Origin of the sequence: Cellulomonas sp. PhB150, from assembly GCF_003755175.1 — a bacterium.
In the GTDB taxonomy this organism is placed as follows: Bacteria; Actinomycetota; Actinomycetes; order Actinomycetales; family Cellulomonadaceae; genus Cellulomonas.
Genome location: NZ_RKHX01000001.1, coordinates 756,620 through 781,827 on the forward strand (window position 1 = coordinate 756,620; position 25,208 = coordinate 781,827).

The following is a 25,208-nucleotide window of genomic DNA, read 5'->3' on the forward strand; positions in this document are numbered from 1 at the left end:
GAGAAGGTGGGGCCTCCGGGAGCGCCGCTGTCTGCGTGCGCCCCGCGTCGTGGAGATCGCCCGAGCCCGCACGTTCGACTCGGTTGCTTACGCGGCGATCCCGACCCAGCCCTGAGAGGCCCTTTCCTGTGACGACTTTCGCTGACCTCGGCGTGCCCGCTGCTCTTGTCCGTTCCCTGACGGACCAGGGCATCACCGCCCCCTTCCCCATCCAGACCGCGACCCTGCCCGACTCGCTGGCCGGCACCGACGTGCTCGGCCGCGGCCGCACCGGCTCCGGCAAGACGCTCGCGTTCGCCCTCCCCCTCGTCGTGCGCACCGCCGCGGCCCGCGCCAAGACGGCCCCCCGCCGCCCCCGCGCGCTGGTCCTGGCCCCGACCCGCGAGCTCGCCTCGCAGATCGACGCCACCGTCGCGCCGCTCGCCAAGGAGCTCGGCCTGACCACGACGACGATCTTCGGCGGCGTCGCGCAGTCCCGCCAGGTCTCGGCCCTGAACGCCGGCGTCGACATCGTCATCGCGTGCCCCGGTCGCCTCGAGGACCTGATGAAGCAGCGCCTCATCTCGCTCGACGACGTGCAGATCACCGTGCTCGACGAGGCCGACCACATGGCCGACCTCGGCTTCCTGCCGGTCGTCAAGCGCCTGCTCGACCGCACGCCGACCAACGGCCAGCGCCTGCTGTTCTCCGCGACGCTGGACAACGGCGTCGACGTCATCATCAAGCGCTACCTGCGCTCCCCCGTCGAGCACTCCGTCGACAGCGCCGCCTCGCCGGTCAGCACCATGACGCACCACGTGCTCGAGGTGCGCGACGCCGACACCAAGAAGGCAGTCGTGCAGCAGCTCGCCTCCGGCACCGGCCGCCGCGTGCTGTTCATGCGCACCAAGCACCACGCCAAGAAGCTGGCCAAGCAGCTGACCGCCGACGGCATCCCCGCGGTGGACCTGCACGGCAACCTCGGCCAGGGTGCGCGCGAGCGCAACCTCGAGGCGTTCTCCTCCGGCGCTGTCAAGGTGCTCGTCGCGACGGACATCGCCGCGCGCGGCATCCACATCGACGACGTCGAGCTCGTCATCCACGTGGACCCGCCGGCCGAGCACAAGGCCTACCTGCACCGCTCGGGCCGCACGGCTCGCGCCGGGTCGGGCGGCGACGTGGTCACCCTCGTCCTGCCCGAGCAGCGCGGTGACGTCCGCGCGCTGACGCGGGCCGCGAAGATCACCGCGCAGCCCCAGCACGTCACGCCCGGCGACGCGACGCTCACGCGCCTCGTCGGCGAGGTCGCCCCGCACGTGCGCCCCGCGCCGGTGCAGACCCAGCCGCAGCAGGCCTCGCGCCCGCGGTCGGCCTCGAACGGCCAGCGCTCGGGTCGCGGCCAGGGCCAGGGCCAGGCCCGCTCGGCCCAGCCTCGCTCGACCACGATGTACTCGACCACGACGGGCCAGCCGAGCGTCGGCTCGGCGCCCAGCCACGCGGGTCAGGGCCAGTCCGGCCAGCAGCGCCCGACCGGCGACCCCGCGCGCCGTCGCCGCCGCGGCGGCCGGGGCCGCGGCGCCGCTGCCCCGCAGCAGTCGTCGCGCGCCTGACGTCTCACACCGGCCGGGCACTCCTCAGGGGTGCCCGGCCGAGTGCTGCCGCCCCCAGCAGCACGACGACCGAGACGGCGATGAGCACGCGGTAGTCGACCACCGCCAGTGCGGCGGCACCGAGCATCGTGACGACGGTCTGCGGGAGGTTGAACGACACGTTCATCGCCGCCGACGTCCGCCCCTGCAGCTCGGGCGGCGTCACCTTGATCCGGTAGGTCGAGGCCCCGACGACGACCCACGGGATGCCCACGCCGCCGACCGCGAGGCCGAGCCCGACCGCGACGAGCCCCCACGGCTCGGGCACGGGCGCCACGAACGTGAGCACGAGCGCCCCGGTCATCGCGATCGCCAGCATCAGCAGGCCGGCCACGACGGCACCACGCTCCCCCAGCCGCCGCACCACCCGGGCCGCGACGAGCCCGCCGAGCACCGCGCCCACTCCCTGCACGGGCACGACGACGCCGAGCGCCTCGGCCCCGAGCCCGAGCGCCTGGTCGAGGATCGGGAAGATCGCGACGTTGGTCAGTCCGGTGATGCCGAAGCCCACCGCGAGCACGAGCGTCAGCCGGGCCAGCTCCGGCTCGCGGGCGATGAACCGCACCCCCGCCACGAGCTGGTCCCAGTAGCCGGGCCCCTCCTCGCGGTTCGGCGGCGTCTCCGCGACGCGCACGGTCAGCAGGATGACGGCGGTCGCGACGAAGGTCGTCGAGGTGAGCGCCACGACGGCACCCGGCCCGAAGGCCACGAACAGCGCCGTCCCGAGCAGCGGGCTGAGCAGCCGCAGCGCCTGGTCGATCGTCGTGAACAGCCCGTTGGCCGACGCGAGCTCGTCGTCCGGCAGCAGGTCGCGCAGCAGCCCGGACTGCGCCGCGCCCGTGGCGTACCCCGCGCAGCCGTAGAGGAAGGTCACGACGTAGATGACCCACACCTGCTCGGCGCTGTGCACCGTGAGCAGCGCGAGCAGGACCACGGCCGTCACGACGTTGACCACGACGAGCGCCGCGCGGCGGGACACCTGGTCGACGAGGTGGCCCAGCACGGGCGCGAGCAGCGCCGGCAGGCCGAGCACCGCGAACACGAGCGCGGCCTGCGCGTCCGAGCCGGTGAGCTGCTTCGCCCAGACGGCCATCATCAGGTACAGCGCGCTGTCACCGACGTTCGTGCAGACCCATGCGGCGGTGAGGCGGCGGAACGCAGGCCTCGCGAGCGGGCGGCCGGGCGCCTCCACGGCACTCACCGCTCGACCCCGGGAACCACGTCGAGGTCGGGGAGCACGACGCCGAGGAGTCGGCCACGCACCGCGCCCGCGGGCCGCGCCGACGGGTCGTCCCCGCGCCCGGTGAACGGGTCGGTGAGCTCTCGCACGCGACGGACGAGGTCCGCCATCTCCTCGCGCGTGGCCCAGAAGGTCGACCGGTTCACGACCACCGCCTCGGCCCAGCCCTGCGCCACGCTCGTCGCCGCGGCGAGCTCGGCCGCCATGCTCTCGGCCTCGCGCCGGAGGGTCATCGCCGCCAGCGCGCCCACCGCCCGCACGGAGTCGGGGTCGGACTCGTCGGCCCGCAGCTCGCGGTTCCGGCTGACCGACCGCCACGGCCACGCGGTCCCCTGCCGCTCGCCGCGCTCGATGTAGCCGTAGCGCGCGAGCGTCCTCAGGTGGAAGGAGCAGTTGCCGACCGTCTGGCCGGTGAGCTCGGCGGCGCGGGACGCGGTGAGCTCGCCCTCGGCGTCGAGGAGGTCGAGCAGCTCGATGCGGACGGGGTGGGCCAGCGCCCGCAGGGCCTCGGGATCGGTCGTCGTGAAGACGTCGTCTCTATTCACAACAACCATTGTGCAACACCTCTTGTTATTCCACAAGGGGTGTTGTGGAAGCTCAGGGTCTAGCGCTCCGGCGCGCGGGCGGTCATCATGGGGACACCGCCCAGCCCCGGGGAGATCTCATGCCTCACCTGCAGGAACGCTGATGGCCATCGTCTCGCGAGGCTTTCGCGGGAAGCGCGCCTCCGACCCGCGGCTCCCGCCCGGCCAGTACCTGGAGGGCGGCTTCCCCGTCCTCTCGGCGGGGCCGACGCCACGCGCCGACCTCGGCACCTGGACGTTCTCGATCACCGGGAGCGGCACGACGCGCGCGTCCTGGACGTGGGCCGAGCTGCGGGCTCTGCCGGCCGACGACATCGTCAAGGACATCCACTGCGTGACGAAGTGGACCAAGCTCGACTCCTCCTGGCGGGGCGTCTCCCTGGACACGCTCCTCGAAGCGGTCGAGATCGCGCCCGAGGAGCAGTTCGCGCTCGCGCACTGCGACGGCGGGTACACGACCAACGTGCCGCTCGCCGACCTGCGCGGCGGCAAGGCCTGGATCGCGTACGGCTACGACGGCGCGCCCCTGCGCCCCGAGCACGGCGGCCCCGCCCGCCTGCTCATCCCCCACCTGTACTTCTGGAAGTCCGCGAAGTGGGTGCGCAGCATCGACCTCGGCCCCAGCGACACCTACGGGTTCTGGGAGAAGCTCGGGTACCACGCCTACGGCGACCCGTGGAAGGAACAGCGGTACTGGGGTGACTGACGCTCCCGACGAGGTCGCGGACCTCGTCCCCGACGACGTCCCCTACTCCGTGCCGTGGCGAGTCGCGACGCTCGTGGCGCGCGTGCGCGAGACGGCGACGGCGATGACGCTCGAGCTGGACGTGCCCGGCTGGCGTGGCGCGATGGCCGGCCAGCACGTCGACGTGCGGCTCACCGCGGAGGACGGCTACTCCGCGCAGCGCTCCTACTCGCTCGCGTCCCCCGCATCGATGGGTGCACCGGGACCGGCATCGGAGCGCGTCGCACTGACGGTGCAGGTGGTCGACGACGGCGAGGTCTCCCCCTACCTGACCGAGGACCTGCAGGTCGGAGACCTGCTCGAGCTGCGCGGGCCGATCGGGAACTGGTTCGTGTGGCACCCGACCGACGCCCGTCCGGTGCAGCTCGTCGCGGGCGGGTCGGGGCTCGTCCCCCTGATGTCGATGGCGCGGACGCACGTGGAGAGGGGCTCGTCGGCGCCCATGCGCCTGCTCGTCTCCGTCCGCAGCCCGGCCGATGCGCTGTACGCCGACGAGCTCGACGGACTCGGCCCGGGCGTCGAGGTCACCCGCGTGTGGACGCGGTCCGGGCCGCCCGCGTGGGCCGGGCCGGTGGGGCGCGTCTCGTCGGAGCTGCTGGCCGCGGCCTGCGTCCCGCCCGACGAGTCGCCGCGCGTGTTCGTGTGCGGCCCGACCGCCTTCGTCGAGGCGGTCGCCGACGCGCTCGTCGACCTCGGCCACGACGCCGACCTCATCCGCACCGAGCGGTTCGGGCCCACGGGCACCTGACGCAGACTGGTCGCATGACGTACGCCGCCGACGACCACCTGGCCGAGCGCACCCTGCTCGTCGCCGCCGCCTACGTGGTGCTGCGCCGAGGAGACCAGGTGCTGATGCAGCTGCGGCAGGGCACCGGCTACCGCGACGGGCACTGGGCGGTGCTGGCCGGCCACGTGGACGCGGGCGAGTCCGTGCACGAGGCCGCAGTGCGCGAGGCGCTCGAGGAGGGCGGCGTCACGATCGAGCCCGGCGACCTCGTGCCGCTGACCGCGCTGCACCGCTTCGCGCGCGGCGGCCCGGCGGTCGAGCAGCGGCTCGACGTGTTCTTCGAGGTCACCCGCTGGACCGGCGAGCCGGACCTGCGCGAGCCGGACCGCGCGGCGCGGATGGCCTGGTTCGCGCTCGACGCGCTCCCCGAGCCGGTCGTGCCGCACGAGCGGCTCGTCCTGGACGCGCTCGCGAGCGGGACGCCGCTGCCGGCGTTCCGCTCGCTCGCGTCGTGAGGGTCAGCCCGTGTTCTGGACGCCCGCGGCGACGCCGTTGACGGTGAGCAGCAGCAGGCGGCGCAGGTCGTCGGCCTGCTCGGGGGCCTCGCCCGTGCGCAGCCCACGCAGCGCGCGCAGCTGAAGCAGCGACAGCGCGTCGACGTAGGGGCTGCGCAGCTGGACCGCGCGGCCCAGGATGCGCTTGCGGGACAGCACCGCGTCCGAGTCCGTGATCGCGAGCACCCAGTGGCGGGTCAGCGCCATCTCCTCGAGCACCTGCGCCGCGAGGTCGTCACGGTCGCCGAGCGCGAGGTAGCGGGCGGCGATGCGCTCGTCGGTCTTGGCCAGCGACATCTCGACGTTGTCGATCATCGTGGCGAACAGCGGCCAGCGGGCGTAGGCCTCACGCAGCTCGGTGAGGTCGTCGACCTCCTCGAGCGCGGTGCCCAGGCCGTACCAGCCGGCCAGGTTGATGCGCGCCTGCGACCACGAGAACACCCAGGGGATCGCGCGCAGGTCGTCGAGCGAGGAGACCGACAGGCCGCGGCGCGCCGGGCGCGAGCCGATGGGCAGCAGGCCCACCTCCTCGAGCGGCGTGACCTCGGCGAACCACTGCGGGAAGCCCTCGGCGCGGACCAGCGCGTGGAAGCGGGTGCGCGACGACTCGTCGAGGCGGGTCGCGAGCTCGGCGAACCGCTCGGTCGCGGCCGCGTTGCGCTTCTCCACCGACGGCGTGCCGGCCAGCAGCGTCGCCGCCATGACCTGCTCGATGTGACGGGCGGCGATGACCGGGTCGCCGTAGCGCGCGAAGATGACCTCGCCCTGCTCGGTGAGCTTGAACCGGCCGTCGACCGAGCCCGGGGGCTGGGCCAGCACGGCGCGGTTGGCGGGGCCGCCGCCGCGGCCGAGCGCGCCGCCGCGGCCGTGGAAGAGCGTCAGCTCGATGTCGTGCCGGCGCGCCCAGTCCGTGATGCGGGCCTGCGCGGCGTCGAGCGCGAGCGTCGCGGAGACCGGGCCGACGTCCTTGGACGAGTCGGAGTAGCCGAGCATGACCTCGACCTTGCGGCCGTTGGCGGCCAGCCGGCGCTGGACCGGCTCGAACTCGAGCGACTTCTCGAGGATGTCGACGGCGGCCTCGAGGTCCGCGAAGGTCTCGAAGAGCGGGATCGCGTCGATCACGGGCGCGTCGTCCGAGCCAGCGAACGCGTAGTCGGCCAGCTCGTACACGGCGGCGAGGTGCTCGGGCTTCTGCGTGAACGAGACGATGTAGCGCCGCGCGGCGAGCGGCCCGAACCGGCGCTGCACGTGACCGAGGGCGCGGAAGGTGTCGAGCACCTCGACGGTGCGGGGCTCGAGCGTGCCGTCGACGCCGTTCTTGGCCAGGTCGGCCAGCGCGGCCTCGTGCACCTGCGAGTGCTGGCGCAGCTCGAGCTCGGCCAGGTGGAAGCCGAACGACGTGACCTGCCACAGCAGTCGCTGCAGGTCGCCGTACGCCGAGCGCTTGGCGCCCGCCGCGTCGAGCGAGCGCTGCACGACCAGCAGGTCGGCCTCGAGCGCCTCGGGACCGGCGTAGGCGAGGTCCGCGTCCCGGCGCCGCGTCGCGGCGATCCGCTCGGCGACCACCAGGATGACGCGGCGGTGCGGCTCGTTGGGGGCGTCTGCGGCGATCCGGGCGGTGATCTCGTCGGACAGCGCGCGCTGGCGCTGCCAGAGCGTGGCGAGCTCGGCCGAGGCGGGGGTGCCGTCGCTGTCGAGCGTGAGCCCCTCGGCCGCACGACGGGCCGAGGCCTCGAGCGCGGTGAGCACCTGCTCGGACAGCAGCAGCGCGGACGCCCGCGTGATCTCGGCGGTGACGTTGGGGTTGCCGTCGCGGTCGCCGCCGATCCACGAACCCAGGCGGGCGAACGGGCGGACGACGGGAGCCTGGGTGCCGGCGGCCTCGCCGAGGATCCAGTCGTCCAGGCGCCGGTAGACCGCCGGGAAGCCGTCGGCCAGCGTCGACTCGAAGACCGCCAGGACGGTGCGGACCTCGTCGAGGACGGTCGGCTTGGCCTGGCGCAGGGGCGCGGTGCGCCACAGCGTCTCGATCTCGGACAGCAGCCGGCGCTCGTTCTCGACGAGCGACATCCCCCCGATGTTGCGGGCGTCGCGCTCGGCGACCAGCTCCGCGATGCGGCGGATCGAGCGGGACACCGCACGGCGGCGCGCCTCGGTCGGGTGAGCCGTCAGGACCGGGCGGAACTCGAGGTCCTGCAGGCGCTGGCGCGCGACGTCGTCACCGAGCTCCTCGCGGACCTTGAGCACCGCGGCGGGCAGCGAGTCGTCCGGCGCCAGGCTGTGCGGCTCGAGGCTGGCCTCGCGGTCACGCAGCACGCGGATGCGGTGGTACTCCTCGGCGGTGTTCGCGAGGTGGAAGTAGCAGGTGAACGCGCGCGCGACCTGCTCGGCCCGCTCGAGCGTGAAGCCCGCGACGAGCTCCTCCGCCCGGGCGAGCGCGTCGCTCGTCGGGTCCGTGTGCGCGTGGATCGCGAGCTCGCGCAGGGCCTCGACGTCGGCGAGCAGGTCGTCTCCGCCTGCCTCGGCCAGCACGCGGCCCAGGAACTCGCCCAGCACGCGGACGTCGTTGCGCAGGGGCTCGGGGATCTCGTGGCTGGCGAGGAGTCGGGGGACGTCGCGCGGCGGGAGCGGTGCTGTCACGGGGTCAAAGTAGGCCACAAGCGCCCGGGTGCGTCCAGAGGTCCAGGCGTTGGGCGGTGTGACGCGCGTCTCGTCGACCTCCCCCGGGCTCAGGCCCCGGCGAGCTCGTCGAGCAGCGACGGACGGCTCGGACGCCAGCCCAGCGCGCGGGCCTTCGCTCCCGAGGCCTGCTGGTCGAGCAGCAGCGCGTCGGCGAACCCCTCACCGAGCCGCGCGCGCGTCGCGTCGACGCTCTCGGCGACCACCACGCCGGCGGCCGCCTCGGCGACCTCGCGCGCGGTCGGGTTCTGGCCGCTCGCCGCGATGAGCCGCTCCCCCGCCGGGCCCCGCTCGAGGGCGAGGACGTACAGCTCCGCGAGGTCGTCGACGTGCACGGTCGTCCAGTGCTGGGTCCCGTCGCCGACGAGCAGCAGCGCGCCGTCCCCGTCACGCGGGCCGGCCGCGACGACGCCCGCCGGGATGCCGCCCTTGCGGCCGTAGACGATCGCGGGCGCGACCACCGTGGCGCGCACGCCGGAGGACATCAGGCGCTCCTCACGCGCCGCGCGCCAGGCGACGATCGCTGGCGGGTCCAGCGGGCTGTCCTCCGTGAGGTCCGCGCCGGAGCCCCAGATCCAGATGCCGCTCGTGTGCAGGTACGGCTTGCCGGTCCCGGAGAAGGCGGCGACCACCGCGTCGATCACGCCGTCGTCGAGCTGCGCGGAGGTGCCGTCGTCGGCCGCGGCGAGGTGGATCGCCGCGTCGACCTCGCCCAGGCGCGCCGTGAGCCAGGCGGTGTCGCCCAGGTCCCCGACGACCGCCGTCGCGCCACCCGCGCGCGCCTGCTCCGCGGACGCGTCGCTGCGGGTCAGCGCCAGGACGTCGTGCCCGTGCGCGACGAGCGCCTCGAGCACCGCCGAGCCGACGTAGCCGGTCGAACCCGTGAGCAGCACGTTCATGGTGATCTCCTCCGTCTGGACCATCGACGTGGGCGACAACCACGCGCGGCCCCAGGCTGTTCCCAGGTTGCCGGGCTAACGTGGCGGGACCGCCAGCCGGACCTCACCCAGGAGATCCCATCTCGCTCCGACCGATCGTGCTCGTGCACGGCACGCGCACCTCGTCGGCCATCTGGGCCGACCAGGTCGCCGCACTGCAGCGCTCGGGGCACCCCACGCTGGCCCTCGACCTGCCCGGCCACGGCGTGCGGTCCGCCGAGCGGTTCAGCATGAGCGGCGCCCTCGCGGCCATCGACGACGCCGTGGCGTCGTTCGCGGTCCCGCCGCTGCTCGTCGGCCTGTCGCTCGGCGGCTACACGAGCCTGGCGTACGCGCACGCGAACCAGTCGAAGCTCGCGGGCGTGGTGCTCGCCGGCTGCTCGACCGAGATCAAGGGCAAGCCGCTCGGCGCCTACCGCCGCGCCTCGGGCGTCGTCGCGGGCCTCGCCCGTGCGGGCGGCGGCACCTGGCACGTGGTGACCGACATGCTGGCCGCGCTCGCCGGGTACTCCCCGCTCGCCGACCTGCGCCGGCTGCGACTGCCCGTCTGGCTGGTCAACGGCAGCCGCGACCCCCTGCGTCTCGACGAGCGGCGCTACCTGCTCGCCGCACCGGGCTCGCGGCTGACCGTCGTGCCCGGCGCCGGGCACGACGTGAACTCCCACGCCCCCGTCGCGTTCAACCGCGTCCTGCTCGACGCCCTGCACGAGCTGCGCGCCGCCTGACGGATCGGCACTCAGGCCGTCGGCAGCGCCGCAGGCTCCGGGGGCTTCATCGCCTGCTTCGCCGGCGGGCAGCGCACGTCGCGCACGTGCGTCACGGCGCCCGCCTGCACGGTGTAGACGAAGCAGCGCGCCGCCGCGCTGTCGACCTGCCGCGTGGCGCCGACGACCCGGCCGGCGCGGATCGAGAGATCCGCGTCGATGCGGACCGTCACCCGCGCCCCGCTCGTGCTCGTGGTGCTTCCCCGCCACGCGATCGGGGCGGCGGTGAGCGTACCGGTGGCCTCGTCGGGCACGGGCAGGGTGATGACCGCCGATCCCTTGGTCGCCTTGGCGGCCAGCAGCGCCGCCACGAGCTGCTTGGCCGAGTACTTCTCGTCGTCGGGCGGGTCGAGCCAGCGCGCGACGTCGGCGCTGCGCGCGGCCGCGTACCTGCCGGCCGCGGCGTCGCCCGTGCCGACAGACTGCTGCCCCAGCACCTGCACCGACGCGGCGGCGCTCACGACGAGCACGACCAGCGTGCCCCCGAGTACGCCTGCGGTCAGCTTTGCCCCCATTTGCCGGATGGTAGTCCGGTGCGGTCGGCCCGCGCTGGGGTCTGACGGATGAAGTCCGGCTAGCGCGCGTCGACCGCGGCGAGGAACGCGAGGACACGCTCGAGCGCGAGCGTCGCGGCCTCCTCGTCGTACTCCTCGAGGCTGCTGTCCGCGAACAGGTGGTCCTCGCCGTCGTAGAGGAACAGCTCCGCGCCGGCCACCTTCACGAGCTCGCGCGCCGCGTCGAGGTCCCCCTCCTCGACGAACAGCTCGTCCTCCTCCATCGCGTGCACCTGCACGGGGACGCCGGCGGGCCACTCGTCGGCGAACTCCGTGGGCGGCACGCACGAGTGGAAGAACACCGCGCCGAGCGCGCCGGCCCGGGTCTGCGCGAGCGCCTGCGCCGGCATGACGCCCAGCGAGAAGCCGACGTAGACGACCTCGCCCGGGGCGTCCTCGACCGCGTCCTGGCCGCGCTTGATGACGGTGCCGAAGCCGACCCGGTCGGCGTACTCGAGGCCGTCCTCGAGGGTGTCGAACGTGTGGCCCTCGTACATGTCGGGCACGGTCACGTCGTGGCCGGCCGCGCGCAGCGAGTCGGCGAACTCGGTGATGCCCTCGGTCAGGCCCTGGGCGTGGTGGAACAGGATGATCTCGGCCATGGCGGGCTCCTCGTGCGGTGGTCTGGACAGCCGCGAACACCCTAGCCGTGGGTCCTGACACCCGACCTCCTCACGGACGTCTGGCTGCAGAACCGCAGATGAGCGCTGCAGGCTGCGGGTGAAGTCCGGCGAGCCACCCGATACGGTGTCCGCATCGGGACGTCGGGGGCCGGGTCGTCGTCCTCCACCGTCCAGCCCCTCCCGCAGAAGGCCGGTGGAACTGTGACAGACCTCGACGTCCGCACCGAGAAGATCCCGGCGGCCCGCGCCGTCGACGCGATGAAGACCTACGGCACCGGTGAGGCCTCGGTGCACGCGCTCGCCGGCGTCACGGTGGACTTCCCGCGGCACGGCTTCACCGCCATCATGGGCCCGTCCGGGTCGGGCAAGAGCACGCTCATGCAGTGCGTCGCCGGCCTGGACCGTCTCACGTCGGGGCACGTGTTCATCGGCACGACGGCGATCGACGGGCTCTCGAAGACGGACCTGACGCTCCTGCGGCGTGACCGGCTCGGGTTCATCTTCCAGCAGTACAACCTGATCCCCTCGCTGTCCGCGGAGGAGAACATCCTGCTCCCGCTGTCCCTGGCGGGGACCAAGGTCGATCGAGCCTGGTTCGACGAGGTCGTGCAGACGGTCGGCATGCAGGACCGGCTGAAGAACCTGCCGAGCCAGCTCTCCGGTGGCCAGCAGCAGCGCGTCGCGGTCGCCCGCGCCCTGGTGCCGAAGCCCGAGATCATCTTCGCCGACGAACCCACCGGCGCCCTGGACTCCCGGACCGGGACCGAGATCCTGTCGTTCATGCGCCGTGCGGTCGACACGACCGGGCAGACGATCGTCATGGTCACCCACGACCCGCACGCCGCGTCCTACGCCGACCGTGTGCTGTTCCTCGCCGACGGGCAGATCGTCGACGAGATGGACGCACCGACCACCGACCGCGTGCTCGACCGCATGAAGCGCTTCGAGGGCTGACGCCGATGTTCCGGCTGATCATCAGCAGCGTCCGCCACAACCGGAGCCGCTACACCGCCACGCTGATCGCGATCATCACCGGCGTCGCGTTCTACGCCGCGACCGGGTTCGTCTCCGACCGCGTCATCGACAGCCTCGAGGGCGACGTCAACCGCCAGTACGGCAACGTCGACGTCGCGGTCGTCGCCGAGGAGTCCGCCAGCTCGACGGCCGTCCCGGCGACGATCTCCGGGAAGCAGGCCGACGCTCTCACAGCCCTCCCAGGTGTCGAGGGATCCGCGGGCAGCCTCGTCGGCGCGACCGGCTTCGTCGACGCGCAGGGCAAGCCGTACGCCACCGACGCCGCGGGCCGGCTGTGGATCACGGACGACCAGCTCAACCCGCTGCAGATCTCGTCGGGCCGGGCCCCCGCCAAGACCGGCGAGATCGCGGTCGACCGGGGCCTGGCCGACCGCCAGAAGCTCAAGACCGGTGACCAGGTCACCGTCCTGACCCTGGCGGGCAACCAGCCCGCGACGATCGTCGGCATCACGCACTTCGCCAAGAGCGACGCGCTCGACGACGGCGGGACCGTCTCGGTCCCGGAGGCCGCGGCGTTCGACTGGCTGAGCAACGGTCACCGGGTCTACCAGGAGTACTACCTGCGCGGCGCGGACCCAGACGCGCTCCGCACGGCCGCGGCGAAGATCGCTCCGACGGGTTTCACAGCGCTGTCGGGCGACGAGTTCCGCGCCGAGAAGCGTGAGTCGGTCGGCTCGTTCGGACAGGTGCTCAAGCAGGCGCTGCAGGCGTTCGCGATCCTGGCGCTGCTCGTCGGCGGCTTCGTCATCTACAACACGTTCACGGTGATCGTCGCGCAGCGGCTGCGCGAGCTCGCGGTGCTGGCAGCGATCGGCGCGACGGGCAAGCAGCTCAAGCGCTCGCTGCGGTACGAGGGGCTCGTCATCGGGCTCGTCGGCTCGATCCTCGGCGTCGTCGCGGGGCTGGGGCTGACGTTCGTCCTCATCGGCGCACTCACGCTGTTCGGCGTCTCGCTGCCCGGCAGCGGCCTGGTGCTGACCCCGAGCAACGTGATCAGCGGGATCTTCCTGGGCACGATCATCACGGTGCTCTCCGTGATGATCCCCGCCCGCCGCGCCGCGAGGACCGAGCCGATCGAGGCCATGCGGTCGGCCGCGGTCGAGAGCGTCAAGCTGCCGGTCCGACGCGGGGTCACGGCCGCGGTCCTCGGCCTGCTCGGCCTGGCGGCGATGCTGCTGGGCACCAACGCCGGCCTCATCGGCCTCGGCGTCGTGCTGTTCGTCGCTGCCGTGCTCATCGGCGGCCCGCACATCGCCTCGATCGGCGCACGCCTGGCCCGCCCGCTGCTGTCCCGCTTCGGCATCGAGGGACGGCTCGCCGTCGACAACTCGGTGCGCAACCCGAAGCGCACGGCCGCCACGGCGAACGCCCTGGTGATCGGCGTGTTCCTGGTGACCCTCGTCGCCGTGGTCGGCACCACCGTCAAGGACTTCGCGGTGGGCCAGCTCGCCACTCTCCAGAGCGCGGACTACCTCGTGATCTCCGACGGCGGCACGGTCGACGCCGCCTTCGTCGACAAGCTGAGCGCGGTCAAGGACGTGGAGCAGGTCGTGCCGTTCCAGCGCCAGGCGGTCTCCGTCGACTCCACCCCGGGCGCGCTCTCCACGGGCGACATCGCGGCCCTGCGCCAGGTCGCCAACATCCAGGTCTCCTCCGGCAGCCTGGACAAGCTCGGACCGGGCACGATCGCCGTGCCGGAGGACGACAAGACCCCGCACCGGGTCGGGTCGACCGTCACGGTGACGAACGACGCGGGCACCTCGACGGACCTGCGGGTCGTCGCCGTCATCGGGTTGTCGCTCGACTCGGGCGTCATCGGGAACCTGGTCGACCAGGCCACCTTCACGTCGATCGAGGGGGACGTCGCACCGACGGCAGCGTTCGTCGACACCGCGGACGGCGCCCAGACGGAGACCAAGGAGGCGATCCAGACCCTCGCCGACCTGCGGCCCGACATCACGGTCACACCGGGGAACCAGCTCGGTCAGACCCTGTCGACGGTGTTCGACTTCATCATCAACGCCGTGACCGGGCTGCTCCTCATGAGCGTCCTCGTGGCGCTCATCGGGATCATCAACACGATGTCGCTGTCGATCCTCGAGCGCCGCCGCGAGCTCGGGCTGCTGCGCATCATCGGGACGACCGACGACCGGGTCAAGCGGATGATCCGGCTCGAGGCGGTGCTGATCTCGCTGCTCGGGACCCTCACGGGCCTGGTCGCGGGCGTGATCGTCAGCCTCTGCGTCACGGTGTCGATCAACCGGCTCACGAACGTGGCGATCACACCCCATGCGCCGTTCATCGAGATCGTGGTCATCCTCGTGGCGGGCGTGGTCCTGGGCTTCGTCGCGGCCCTGCTGCCGGCACGCCGCTCGACCCGGATGTCCCCGCTCGAGGCCGTCCAGGCGACGTGACGCGCTCGGCGCCGCGAGGGTGGACCCCGCGGCGCCGAGGCGTCACTCGCTGAAGTACTTGCCGCCCGGCTTGAGCGCGTCGCCGAGCAGCTGCGGGATCGTGACCAACGTGTAGCCCTTGGCCTGGAGCGCGCGGTAGATGCCCGGTGCGGCCTTCACGGTCGACGGGTGGATGTCGTGCATGAGGATGATGGCGCCGCGGTGCGCGCCTGCCAGAGCCCGCTGCGTCGTGATGGCCGCATCGCGGTTCTTCCAGTCCTCGGTGTCGACGTCCCAGAGGATCGCGGACTCGCCGCGACCCTTGAGCACGCCCTGCACGGTGTCGTTGGTGGCGCCGTACGGCGGGCGGACGAGCACCGGCTCGAACCCGGTCGCCTTCTTGATGGCAGCGGCGGTCCTGTCGAGCTCCGAGTTGACCTGGTCCGGCGTGAGCCGACGCAGGTCGGGGTGCGTCCACGTGTGGTTCCCGATCGCGTGACCCTCGGCGAGCTCGCGTGCGGCGACCTTCGGGTAGGACGCCGTCTGCTTGCCGATCTGGAAGAACGTGGCGTGGGCGCCAGCCGCCTTGAGCTCGTCGAGCAGCTTGTCCGTGTACGGGCCCGGGCCGTCGTCGTACGTCACGGCGATGCACTTGAGCTTGCTGCAGTCGACATCGCCGGTCGCGGGTGCCCGCGTCGGGGCGCTGGTAACGGTGGCCGTTGCGGTGGCCCTTGCGGTGGCCGTCGGGATGGCAGTGCTCCCGGCGAACGGCTGCCCCGCCATCGCCGCGGCACGGATCGCCGACCCCTGCGCGGTGAGCAGGGTCGCGGCCTGCGCCGGCTCGATCCGCACGGCGACCGCTCCCGCCGCGGACGCCACGGGCTCGCCCGGGTCCATGACGGTGACGAGCGACCCGTCCGACCCGAAGCGGACGTCGTGCGTGACCTCCGCCGGCTCGGGAGCGGTCTCGGACAGGTCGGCCTGCCCGAGGGCGACCCCGGCCCACTCGGCGAGCTGCTGCGGATCGCCGACGAGGTCGGCGCTGGGCCACGTGCGGTCCGCGGTGACATCCGTGTAGAGCGCCTGCGAACGGCTCTGGCCGTGCGCTCCGCCCGTGTAGAGGAACGTGGTCGCCTGCACGCCGAGGTACGGTCCGGCGGCCAGGACGGCGTCGAAGCCGATGTTCAGCTCGTTCGCGGATCCGGGCGACCGGCGCGGCTCGTACTCGGCGACGCCCGCCGACACGATGGCGTCGGTCGCGGTGCGCAGCGACGTGTCGCCCGCGAGCGTCAACGTCGAGAACGCGCGCTGGTCCTCGTCGTCCGCGGTCGAGCTCTGCGCGGCGACGACGCCGGCGACCGAGCCTGCGTCGATGGGTGCCGGCACGGCCACGACGGACGCGGGTCCGGCCGTGGCGCTCGGCGAGGCGGTCGGCGTGGGCGTCTCCCCGGCATCGGGATCGTCGTCGGAGCTGACCGAGGCGATGGCCGCGGCGACCGCCCCGAGGACGAGGACGATCGTGATGAGGACGGCGACGAGCGGGAGGAGGCGGCGGCGGGGCCGCGGAGCGGTCTCGGAGGTCGTCATGGCGTCCACGCTACCCATCGCCGGGGCGGTGACCGGCCGCCGTGGTCCGGCCCGTCAGGCCTGGATCTCGCCGTGCCGCGCCAGCGCGACCGCACCGCCCACGGCGAGCACGAACCCGGCGATCGCCACGCCTGCCCACCCCGGTCGGGTGTGGTCCCCCAGCACGAGGACTCCCACGATCGCCGGAGCGACCGTCTCGCCCACCACGAGGGGCGCGGTCGCCTGGGTGACGCTCCCCCGCTGCAGCGCCGTGGAGTAGGTCAGCAGCGCCAGGACGCCCGCGATCGCCAGGGCGTACGTCGCCGGGCTGGTCAGCAGCGTCCCGGCATCGTGCAGGACGGCCGACGGCGTCAGCTCGACCGGGAGCATCCGCGCGGCCACGGACGTCGCGCCGAAGGCGAGTCCCGCGATCGCGCCCAGCACGGCGGCCCCACGGGCGCCGGGCACCCGGGCGGCGGGGACGGCCGCGAGTGCCAGCACGACCGTCACAGCGAGCAAGATCCACGCCCCGGTCGTGCTGGCCGGAGCACCCGACTCCTCGGCGGCCGACGAGCCGACGAGCACCAGCCCGACGACCACCACGGTTAGCGCGACGCGGTCGGACCGGGTCAGCGGCATCTTGAGGAAGATCGCCCCCAGCACGGCGGTGACGGCCAGGAAGGAGGCGACGACGGACTGCACGACGAACAGCGGGAGCGACTGCACCGCGACGAGCGAGAGCACGAAGCCGACACCGTCGAGCCCGACCCCGAGGACGTAGCGCCACGACCGCAGCAGGCGGATGAGCAGGCGTGGGTCGAGGCCCTCGGCGGACGCCGTCCCGCGCGCCGCCACCGCCTGGAGCACCGAGCCCACGCCGTAGCAGAGCGCTGCCGCGACGGCGGTGACCAGGCCGAGGAGCACAGGGTGACGGTAGCGGAGCGGTGCGACGAGCGGCGTGATGCGACAGACTGACGACGCGGTGGCGTGGACCACCAGCCGAAGCACCGAGCCTCCGGGGGGCCGATGAGCACAGGTAGCCAGCCGAGGCTGCACCCCCTCCCGCTCGTCGTCGGCATCGTGGCCGCCCTGCTCTACTGCAACTTCCTGATCGACTGGGTCCTGCGTGGGTTCGAGGGCATGGGCGAGATCGTCAGCGAGCTCGAGTCCCCGGGCGAGCCGAACGCCATGCTGCTGCGCGTCACCGACGTGGTGTGCGCGGTCCTCGTCGTCGTCCTGGTGGTCTGGGCCCGAGCCCTGCTCCCCCGGGGCGCGTGGCGCGAGGTGTTCACCTGGTCGACCGTGCTGTTCGCGATCGGCGCCGCGCTGGCCGCGATCGTCCCCGAGCCGTGCGGCCCGGGCGTGCCGTGCGACGCGCCGCACCAGGTGCTGCAGCGCGACGTGCACGGGTACGCGTCGGTCGCCAGCGACACCGCCCTGTTCCTCGGCGTCTTCGCCGTCATCGTCGTCACGTGGCGCGTGGGGCCGGCGTGGCTGCGGCGCGTGGGATGGGTCGTCCTCGTCCTGGGCGGCCTCGTCTCGAGCCTCGCGTTCGGCTACTACCACCGCTACCCCGACCCCGACTGGGCCGTGGGCGCCAGCCAGCGGATCCACATCGCGTTCATCGCCGCGTGGATCTTCTGCCTCGGGCTGTTCTCGGCCCGCGCCGAGCCCCCGTCCGCACCCGAGACCTCCCCCGCCCCAGCGCACGATCGGACGATGACGCGATGAGTGAGGCACAGCCCGAGCGAGAGCTCTCGATCCACCGCGCCGGCGACGACCGGTGGCCCGACCGGTTCGCCGGCGCGATGTTCCTCTTCGCGGCCTTCACCGCGGTCGTCACGGTCGTGCCCGCGTGGCGCGCGTACTTCGAGAGCCCTCAGGACGCCGTGTCGCTCCTGACCATCCCCGTCGTCCCGAGCCTGGTGTACGTCACGCTCCTGCTGGTCGTCGCCGTCGCCCTGCGCCGCCGGCTGCGGGCCGCGTGGTGGGTCCTGGTGGTCTGGTGGCTGGTCATCCCGCAGCTCGGACGAGCCACGTTGATCGTGAACGGCGAGCACGTCGCACTCGCCGTCATCGGCATCGTGGTGAACCTGCTGGTGCTGGTGATCGCGATCCGTGCACGTCGGCAGTTCGTCGCGCGAGGCGTGCCGGGGAGCTTTCGCGCGGCGGTCGCCGTGTTCGCGCTGGGTGGCATCGTCACTCTCTTCGGCGGCGCGGCGCTCGTCATGGCCTTCGGCAGCGCGGACACCTACGGCGACGCGTGGCTCTACGTGTTCGGAGGCATGCTCACCGACATCGGCCGCGTCGGGCTGGAGAGCTCGGGCTCCGCGCCGTGGTGGATCAGTCTGCTCACGGGGGTGGTCGGGGCCATCGTCATCGTCATCGCCGCGACGCTCCTGTTCCGCGCGCCTCGTGGCACCCGGACGATGGCCGTCGCCGACGAGGCCCAGGTGCGTGCGATGCTCCGGGACTTCGGCGACCACGACTCCCTGGGGTACTTCGCGACGCGGCGGGACAAGGTCGTCGTGTGGGACACCGCAGCCGCGGAGACGGCGCGCGCCGGCGTCTCCCATCGGGTGATCGGCTCCGTCAGCCTCGCCAGCGGCAACCCCCTGGGCGATCCGGCACGCTGGCCCGACGCGATCGACCGGTGGCGCCGGGACGCCCATGCCCGTGGCCTGTCGCTCGCGGTGATGGGCGCGGGGCACGAGGGGGCGCTCGCGTACGCGGACGCCGGGCTGCGCATGCTCGACATCGGCGACGAGGCCGTGGTCGACATGGGCACGTTCTCGCTGCGGGGGCCCGGCATGAAGGCGGTACGCCGCTCGGTGTCGAGCCTGCAGCGCCGGGGGTACACGACGACGGTCGTCCGGCACGCGAACCTCACCCGCGACGACTTCGACGCGCTCGACGCCGCGGCAGCGAGGTGGCGGGGCGACGGCGGCGAGGAGCGAGGGTTCTCGATGGCCCTCGGCCGGTTGGGCGACCCGCTCGACGGGCAGTGCGTGCTGGTGGAGGCGCGCGACGGCGAGGGTGACCTACGGGGCTTCCTCAGCTTCGTGCCGTGGGGCCGGGCCGGCCTCTCCCTCGACCTCATGCGCCGTGATCCCACCGCGGACAACGGCCTCGTCGAGCTCATGGTCGCGGGGCTCGCTGCACACAGCGCGACCTTCGGGGTCGGGCCCGTGTCGTTGAACTTCGCGATGTTCCGGGAGGCCTTCGAGCGCGGTGCGGAGGTCGGCGCCGGGCCGATCGCGCGGCTCTGGCGCCAGGGGCTGCTCGCCGCGAGCAAGAACTGGCAGCTCGAGTCGCTCTACCGCTCCAACATGAAGTACGCGCCGGAGTGGCAGCCCCGCTACATGGGCTACGAGTACACCTCGGACCTGCCGCGGGTGGGCGTCGCCGCCGGAAGCGCGGAGGGGTTCCTGAAGACGCCGACGCTCGCGTCGTTCCGCCGCGCGGGCGAGGTCAGCGACGCCCTGGACTCGGGCAGCACCGACCACGCGTCGGCGGTTCTCGCGCTCATCCCGCCGGCCCCGGACCCGGTCGCCGAGGCGCTGTCGACCGCGCACCTCCCCGAGCAGATGCGGGTGCGGCGGGCCAAGCTCGACCGGATCCGCGCGCAGGGCGTCGACCCCTACCCCGCGTCCGTGCCCCGAACCCACACGGTCGACGAGGTCCGCACCGCAGCGGGCGACCTCGCGCCCGACACCCGCACCGGCAGCACGGTCTCCGTCGCCGGCCGCGTCGTGCTCAAGCGCGACATGGGCGGCCTCGGGTTCGCCACGATCCGCGACGGCAGCGGCGACCTGCAGGTGATGGTCGACGCCCAGTCGCTGCCGGCCGAGCAGCTGACGTTCTGGGAGCACTCCGTCGACATCGGCGACCACGTCGGCGTCACGGGTGAGGTGATCACGACCCGCAAGGGCGAGCTGTCGGTCCTGGCCTCGTCCGTCGTCCTGGCCAGCAAGTCGTTGCGGCCGCTCCCGGACAAGCACAAGGGCATGGTCGATCCCGACGCGCGGGTGCGGAAGCGGTACGTCGACCTCATCGTCCGACCGGACGCCCGCACGATCGCCTACCAGCGCGCGACGATCGTGCGCAGCGTGCGCGACTCGCTCCAGGCGCGCGGGTTCACGGAGGTCGAGACCCCGGTCCTGCAGACGATCCACGGCGGCGCCAACGCCCGCCCGTTCGAGACGCACATCAACGCGTACGACATGGACCTCTACCTGCGCATCGCGACCGAGCTGCACCTCAAGCGCCTGCTCGTGGGCGGCATGGAGAAGGTCTTCGAGATCGGCCGCCAGTTCCGCAACGAGGGCGCCGACTTCAAGCACAACCCCGAGTTCACCTCGCTCGAGGTCTACGAGACCTTCGGCGACTACGACACCATGCGGGTGCTCACCCAGGAGCTCATCCAGGAGGCGGCGACCAGCATCTACGGCTCCCCGGTCGCCCGACGAGCGGGAGCGGACGGCAAGGTCGTCGAGTACGACCTGTCCGGCCCGTGGCCGGTCAAGACGATCTGCCAGGCGGTCTCCGAGGCGCTGGGCGAGGAGGTCACCGCCGACACGCCGCTCCCGGTGCTGCTGCGCCACGCGGAGCGCATCGGCCTCGAGCTCGACCGCGAGCCCACCTGGGGTCCCGTGCTCGAGGAGATCTACGGCGAGCTGTGCGAAGGCCAGACGACGACGCCGGTGTTCTACACCGACTTCCCCAAGGAGAACGCCCCGCTGACCCGCCCGCACCGCGGCGACCCGCGGCTCGCGGAGAAGTGGGACCTGGTGATCTTCGGCGCCGAGCAGGGCACCGCCTACTCCGAGCTCGTCGACCCCGTCGACCAGCGCCAGCGCCTCGTCGCGCAGTCGCTGCTCGCGTCCGCGGGCGACGCCGAGGCGATGCAGGTCGACGAGGACTTCCTCGAGGCGCTCGAGTACGGCATGCCACCGACCGGCGGCATGGGGCTCGGCATGGACCGGCTGGTCATGAACCTGACCGGCCTGAGCATCCGCGACACGATCCTGTTCCCGCTGGTCAAGCCCACCGGCTCGTGACGACCACCTCGACGACCGCGCACCCGGCGGTGCAGAAGGTCTCCGTCCTGACGCTGGCGGCCATGGTCGTCGGCTCGATGGTCGGCGGCGGCATCTTCACGCTCCCCGCGCAGTTCGGCGGCGCGACCGGGGTGCTGGGAGCGCTCATCGCGTGGACCATCGCCGGCCTGGGCATGCTCATGCTCGCGTTCGTGTTCCAGTCGCTCGCGCTGCGCCGCCCGGACCTCGACAACGGCATCTACGCCTACGCACAGGCCGGGTTCGGCAACTACGCGGGCTTCAACGCCGCGTGGGGGTACTGGGCGAGCAACGTCGTCGGGAACGTCTTCTTCATGACCTTCGCGATGGCCAGCATCGGCGCGTTCGTCCCCGGGCTGGGCAAGGGCGACTCGGTGCTCGCCGTCCTCCTCGCGTCGGCCGGGGTGTGGCTGTTCCACGTGCTCATCGTCCGCGGGGTGCGCGAGGCCGCCGTCATCAACCGCATCGTGACCGTCGCGAAGATCGTGCCGATCGGCATGTTCATCATCATCGTGGCCGTCGCGTTCGACGCCGACACCTTCGGCCAGAACCTCCTCGGCGACGCCACGGGCTCGAGCCTTTTCGAGCAGGTCACGGACACGATGCTCGTCACGACGTTCGTCTTCCTCGGCATCGAGGGGGCGAGCGTCTACTCGCGCATGGCCCGTCGGCGCGAGGACATCGGGCGCGCGACCCTGCTCGGGCTGGGGAGCACCCTGGCGCTGTTCGCGTCCGTCACGCTCGTCTCCTACGGCGTGCTCCCCCAGCGCGACCTCGCCGCCGCAGCCGAGCCGTCGATGGGCGCCGTGCTCGAGTCCGTGGTCGGCGGGTGGGGCTCGACGCTCATCGACCTCGGCGTCATCGTCTCCGTGCTCGGCGCCTACCTGGCCTGGACCCTGCTCAACGCCGAGGTCCTCTACATGCCGGCCCGCACCGAGCTGATGCCCCGCGTGCTGGCCCGCGCGAACCGTGACGGCACGCCGGTCGCCGCCCTGATCGCGACGAACATCTCCGTGCAGGCGTTCCTGCTGGTCGTGCTCGTCGTCGACGACGCCCTCGACTTCCTGCTGACCCTCGACACCGCGCTCACGCTGCTGCCCTACCTGCTGGCCGCGGCGTTCGCCGTGAAGCTCGCGGTCACCGGTCAGACGTACGAGGTGGACGGCGATCGACGACGCCGGGAGCTGGTGGTCGCCTCGCTCGCCGTCGTCTACTCCCTGTTCCTGGTCTACGCGGCCGGCGTGGAGTACGTCCTGCTCGGCTGCATCATCTACGCGCCCGGGGTGTTCCTCTACCGGCGGGCACGGCGCGAGCACGGCGAGCGTGTGTTCACGCCCGCCGAGCTCGTCGCCTGCGTCGTCCTGTGGGCGCTCGCCTGCCTGGGCGTCGTCCTCATCGCGACCGGGGTGGTGTCGGTGTAGCCGATCACCTGTCGTGGCGCACCGCGGCCATGCGGACCGGCCCGGCGAGCAGCCCGCCGAGGGCGAGGAGCACCGCGGCGACCAGCGCCATGGCGCCGAGGTTCGCCCCGGTATGGGCGAGGACCCGGGTCTGCTGCGCCGCGACCGGGTCGGGCGTCGCCTGCTGGGCCGTCGGAGGCTCGGCCCGGTCGCCGGGCGTGACCGCCTTCGTCGGGGCGGGCGTGGTCGCCGTGGTCGGGACGGGGGTCGACGTCCGCGCGACAGCGGGCGTCGGGGTCGTCGTCGGGACCGCGGTCGGCTTGGCCGGCGTCGTCGGGACCGCGGTCGGCTTGGCCGGCGTGGTCGGGACCGCGGTGACCTTGGTCGACGTCGTGGGGACCGCGGTGGGGCGCGGGTCCGGCGACGCGGTCTTCGGCGGCACGACGACCGTCGCAGGCTGCTCGGTCGGGAGCGGCACGGGCGTGACGGTCGCAGGAGGCTCGGGCGCGACGGTCGGCAGCGGCTGGTCCACCAGGTCGATCCCGCAGACCGGCAGCCGCTCGGTCGGTACCCGCACCGGACCCTGCACCTCGATCTGGGTGATGCACGAGTCGATCGGGACGCCGGGCAGCGAGGACCAGGCCAGGAACGACGACCCCGCGAGCGACGAGCCCGGGTCGATCGTCAGGGTCGTGGTCCGCGTCTCACCGCGGTAGGTGTACGTGACCTCGACGGCGACGGCGTCCCGCAGCACGGCCCCCTGCGGGAGCTGGATGCCGTCGATGGTGAGGCCGGCCGCGTCATCGGGCGTGGATGCCGCCTCCGCCGAGGCACCCGCGCCGACGAGCAGCGCGGTGCCGAGGACGGCGGTGAGGACGGCTCCGAGAGTGCGTGATCTGGACATGGTGGTGCGTGCCTTCGTTCTGTGTGAGGGAGGGAGGTTCAGACGTCGCGGCGGTTGAGCACGGCGACCGCGGCACCGAGGGCGAGCACGACCCAGGCGAGGAATGCCCCGAGCCCCGCGGACGGAGACATCGCCGCGTCGCCCGTGATGGTCGCGAAGGCCTCGCCGGCCGAGGCGGGCAGGGCGTCGAGCACCGTGCTCCACGCCGCGGGAAGCAGGGCAGCGAGGATCGGCGGCAGGACGAGCACGAGGCCGATGACGGTGGCGACCGAGCCGGCGACGCTGCGCAGGATCATGCCGACGGCCATGCCGATCAGGGCGATGCCGACGAGGTAGACGACGACGCCGAGCATCGCGCGCAGGGCGAGCGGGTCGGTGAGCGCGAGGGTCGGCACACCGTGCGATCGCTGGACCGCCGATCCGACGCCGGCGGGGAGAAGCACGCCGATCGCCGCGGCGGGCGCGAGGAGCGCTGTGAGGGCGACCCCCTTGCCGACCACGATCCGTGAGCGCCGCGGAACGGCGGCCGCCGTCGTCCGGATCATGCCCGAGCCGTACTCCCGTGCGCCGACGAGCGCGCCCAGCGCGCCGACGAACATCACGGCGAGCCCTGTCCCGCCCACGGTGACGCTGAACGCCTCCGGGGCGGTCGTTCCCGCCGTGGTGCTGGTGGCCGCGATGATGCCGAACGCCGCGAGGACGGCGACGGCGGCGCCGAGGGTGACCCAGGTGGAGCGCAGGGTGCGCAGCTTGATCCACTCGGATCGGACGACCCGTCCCGTCGTGACGCGGATGCGGGCTGAGCTGAACGTCGGCGCGGGGGCCGAGAGGGCGGTCATGAGCGTGCACCTTCTGCGAGCAGGGCCGAGTCCGGCCCGGTGGTTCCGTGGTGGGTGACCGCGGAGTGGGTGAGGGCCATGTAGGCCTCTTCGAGCGAGACGGACACGGAGTGCAGCTCGTGGAGCACCACCCCGTTCCGCAGGGCGAGGTCGCCGATGGCGGCAGCCTCGAGGCCGGTGACCTCGAGCGTGTGCGCGCCGCACCGCGTGAGCGAGACACCCGGCGTGGCCAGGATCCACTGGAGCCGGGCCGCGTCAGGGGTGGTCACGCGGACGTGCGCGCGGCCGGAGCCACCGAGCAGCTGGGCCATCGGCATGTCGGCGATGATGCGGCCCTTCCCGATGACGACGAGGTGGTCGGCGGTGAGCTCCATCTCGCTCATCAGGTGCGAGCTGAGGAACACCGTGCGGCCCTCGTCGGCAAGGCGACGCAGGAGGGTGCGGATCCACAGGATCCCGTCCGGGTCCAGGCCGTTGACCGGCTCGTCGAGCATGACGATCGCGGGGTCCGCAAGGAGGGCTGCCGCGATGCCGAGGCGCTGCCCCATGCCGAGCGAGAAGTCCCCGGCCGCGCGGTGCGCCACGGCGGTGAGGCCGACGGTCGCGAGGACCTCGTCGACGCGCTTGGTGCCGATGCCCACCGTCGCCCCGAGGGCGCGTAGGTGGTTGCGGGCGCTGCGCCCCTTGTCGACCGACTTCGCGTCGAGCAGGGCGCCGATGGTGCCGATCGGGGCGCGCAGGTCGCCGTAGGCGTGCCCGTTGATGAGGACGCGGCCGGCGGTGGGCCGGTCGAGGCCCATGATCGCGCGCATCGTCGTGGACTTCCCGGCACCGTTCGGGCCGAGGAAGCCGGTGATCACGCCGGGCCGGACGGCGAACGAGATGTCGTCGACGGCGGCGGTCTTGCCGTACTTCTTGGTGAGGCTCTGTACCTCGATCATGATGATCAGGCTCCTG

At 73.0% G+C, this 25,208-nt stretch carries 21 protein-coding genes; 10 read left to right on the top strand and 11 right to left on the bottom strand.

Features of this window, described 5'->3' with window-relative positions; genetic code table 11:
* Window positions 1-128: 128 nt before the first annotated feature.
* Window positions 129-1,589, top strand: a complete 1,461-nt coding sequence (locus tag EDF34_RS03605) for a DEAD/DEAH box helicase (protein ID WP_123369967.1) — start codon at window positions 129-131, stop codon at window positions 1,587-1,589.
* Between the two features lie 4 nt (window positions 1,590-1,593).
* On the opposite strand, the gene EDF34_RS03610 is transcribed toward EDF34_RS03605, so the two are convergent.
* On the bottom strand, window positions 1,594-2,829 hold the full coding sequence (locus tag EDF34_RS03610; protein ID WP_158615033.1) for an MFS transporter: 1,236 nt from the start codon (window positions 2,827-2,829) through the stop codon (window positions 1,594-1,596).
* A complete protein-coding gene (locus EDF34_RS17640; protein ID WP_199737614.1) occupies window positions 2,826-3,413 on the bottom strand; it encodes a helix-turn-helix domain-containing protein in 588 nt (195 codons plus the stop codon). Before EDF34_RS17640 ends, EDF34_RS03610 begins: the two co-directional genes overlap by 4 nt.
* Window positions 3,414-3,555: 142 nt before the next feature.
* Between EDF34_RS17640 and EDF34_RS03620 the strand changes: the two genes are divergently transcribed.
* Genes EDF34_RS03620 through EDF34_RS03630 form a run of 3 tightly spaced genes read left to right on the top strand, consistent with a single transcriptional unit; the run spans window position 3,556 to window position 5,439 of the window.
* The gene (locus EDF34_RS03620; RefSeq protein WP_123369969.1) at window positions 3,556-4,158 is read left to right on the top strand and encodes a sulfite oxidase-like oxidoreductase; all 603 of its coding nucleotides are present in this window, start codon (window positions 3,556-3,558) and stop codon (window positions 4,156-4,158) included.
* Complete coding sequence (locus EDF34_RS03625; RefSeq protein ID WP_233575164.1) at window positions 4,151-4,945, top strand: ferredoxin reductase; 795 nt, start codon at window positions 4,151-4,153, stop codon at window positions 4,943-4,945. The genes EDF34_RS03620 and EDF34_RS03625 overlap by 8 nt, the downstream gene beginning before the upstream one ends.
* A gap of 14 nt (window positions 4,946-4,959) precedes the next feature.
* Window positions 4,960-5,439, top strand: a complete 480-nt coding sequence (locus EDF34_RS03630; RefSeq protein ID WP_123369970.1) for an NUDIX domain-containing protein — start codon at window positions 4,960-4,962, stop codon at window positions 5,437-5,439.
* A gap of 3 nt (window positions 5,440-5,442) precedes the next feature.
* On the opposite strand, the gene EDF34_RS03635 is transcribed toward EDF34_RS03630, so the two are convergent.
* A complete protein-coding gene (locus EDF34_RS03635; RefSeq protein ID WP_233575165.1) occupies window positions 5,443-8,118 on the bottom strand; it encodes a phosphoenolpyruvate carboxylase in 2,676 nt (891 codons plus the stop codon).
* Between the two features lie 89 nt (window positions 8,119-8,207).
* Window positions 8,208-9,056, bottom strand: a complete 849-nt coding sequence (locus tag EDF34_RS03640) for an NAD-dependent epimerase/dehydratase family protein (protein ID WP_123370652.1) — start codon at window positions 9,054-9,056, stop codon at window positions 8,208-8,210.
* Between the two features lie 143 nt (window positions 9,057-9,199).
* Between EDF34_RS03640 and EDF34_RS03645 the strand changes: the two genes are divergently transcribed.
* The gene (locus EDF34_RS03645) at window positions 9,200-9,820 is read left to right on the top strand and encodes an alpha/beta fold hydrolase (RefSeq protein WP_233575166.1); all 621 of its coding nucleotides are present in this window, start codon (window positions 9,200-9,202) and stop codon (window positions 9,818-9,820) included.
* A gap of 11 nt (window positions 9,821-9,831) precedes the next feature.
* On the opposite strand, the gene EDF34_RS03650 is transcribed toward EDF34_RS03645, so the two are convergent.
* Window positions 9,832-10,374 carry a hypothetical protein gene (locus EDF34_RS03650; protein WP_123369973.1) on the bottom strand — a complete coding sequence of 181 codons (543 nt, stop codon included), beginning with the start codon at window positions 10,372-10,374 and terminating at the stop codon, window positions 9,832-9,834.
* Between the two features lie 59 nt (window positions 10,375-10,433).
* Complete coding sequence (locus EDF34_RS03655; protein ID WP_123369974.1) at window positions 10,434-11,015, bottom strand: dienelactone hydrolase family protein; 582 nt, start codon at window positions 11,013-11,015, stop codon at window positions 10,434-10,436.
* Window positions 11,016-11,294: 279 nt separating this feature from the next.
* Between EDF34_RS03655 and EDF34_RS03660 the strand changes: the two genes are divergently transcribed.
* Window positions 11,295-11,990, top strand: coding sequence for an ABC transporter ATP-binding protein (locus tag EDF34_RS03660; RefSeq protein WP_123370653.1), 696 nt, complete (start codon window positions 11,295-11,297; stop codon window positions 11,988-11,990).
* 5 nt (window positions 11,991-11,995) lie between these two features.
* The gene (locus tag EDF34_RS03665; RefSeq protein ID WP_123369975.1) at window positions 11,996-14,485 is read left to right on the top strand and encodes an ABC transporter permease; all 2,490 of its coding nucleotides are present in this window, start codon (window positions 11,996-11,998) and stop codon (window positions 14,483-14,485) included.
* Between the two features lie 42 nt (window positions 14,486-14,527).
* On the opposite strand, the gene EDF34_RS03670 is transcribed toward EDF34_RS03665, so the two are convergent.
* Together EDF34_RS03670 and EDF34_RS03675 are read right to left on the bottom strand one after the other, a co-directional pair.
* On the bottom strand, window positions 14,528-16,051 hold the full coding sequence (locus tag EDF34_RS03670) for a polysaccharide deacetylase family protein (RefSeq protein WP_158615034.1): 1,524 nt from the start codon (window positions 16,049-16,051) through the stop codon (window positions 14,528-14,530).
* 54 nt (window positions 16,052-16,105) lie between these two features.
* Window positions 16,106-16,954, bottom strand: a complete 849-nt coding sequence (locus EDF34_RS03675; RefSeq protein WP_123370654.1) for a hypothetical protein — start codon at window positions 16,952-16,954, stop codon at window positions 16,106-16,108.
* A gap of 102 nt (window positions 16,955-17,056) precedes the next feature.
* On the opposite strand from EDF34_RS03675, the gene EDF34_RS03680 reads away from it, so the two are divergent.
* Genes EDF34_RS03680 through EDF34_RS03690 form a run of 3 tightly spaced genes read left to right on the top strand, consistent with a single transcriptional unit; the run spans window position 17,057 to window position 22,529 of the window.
* Complete coding sequence (locus EDF34_RS03680; RefSeq protein ID WP_148076568.1) at window positions 17,057-17,761, top strand: DUF998 domain-containing protein; 705 nt, start codon at window positions 17,057-17,059, stop codon at window positions 17,759-17,761.
* Window positions 17,758-21,090: a bifunctional lysylphosphatidylglycerol synthetase/lysine--tRNA ligase LysX gene (gene lysX, locus EDF34_RS03685; RefSeq protein WP_123369978.1), complete on the top strand. Its 3,333-nt coding sequence runs from the start codon at window positions 17,758-17,760 to the stop codon at window positions 21,088-21,090. The genes EDF34_RS03680 and lysX overlap by 4 nt, the downstream gene beginning before the upstream one ends.
* Window positions 21,087-22,529, top strand: coding sequence for a basic amino acid/polyamine antiporter (locus EDF34_RS03690; protein ID WP_123369979.1), 1,443 nt, complete (start codon window positions 21,087-21,089; stop codon window positions 22,527-22,529). The genes lysX and EDF34_RS03690 overlap by 4 nt, the downstream gene beginning before the upstream one ends.
* Before the next feature lie 4 nt (window positions 22,530-22,533).
* Here the strand turns inward: EDF34_RS03690 and EDF34_RS03695 are convergent, their stop codons facing one another.
* From EDF34_RS03695 to EDF34_RS03705, 3 genes are read right to left on the bottom strand one after another with little or no spacing between them, the layout of a single operon-like run.
* On the bottom strand, window positions 22,534-23,412 hold the full coding sequence (locus EDF34_RS03695) for a hypothetical protein (protein ID WP_123369980.1): 879 nt from the start codon (window positions 23,410-23,412) through the stop codon (window positions 22,534-22,536).
* A 38-nt stretch (window positions 23,413-23,450) separates the two neighbouring features.
* The gene (locus EDF34_RS03700) at window positions 23,451-24,251 is read right to left on the bottom strand and encodes an ABC transporter permease (RefSeq protein ID WP_123369981.1); all 801 of its coding nucleotides are present in this window, start codon (window positions 24,249-24,251) and stop codon (window positions 23,451-23,453) included.
* The gene (locus EDF34_RS03705; RefSeq protein WP_123369982.1) at window positions 24,248-25,192 is read right to left on the bottom strand and encodes an ABC transporter ATP-binding protein; all 945 of its coding nucleotides are present in this window, start codon (window positions 25,190-25,192) and stop codon (window positions 24,248-24,250) included. Before EDF34_RS03705 ends, EDF34_RS03700 begins: the two co-directional genes overlap by 4 nt.
* Window positions 25,193-25,208 lie beyond the last annotated feature (16 nt).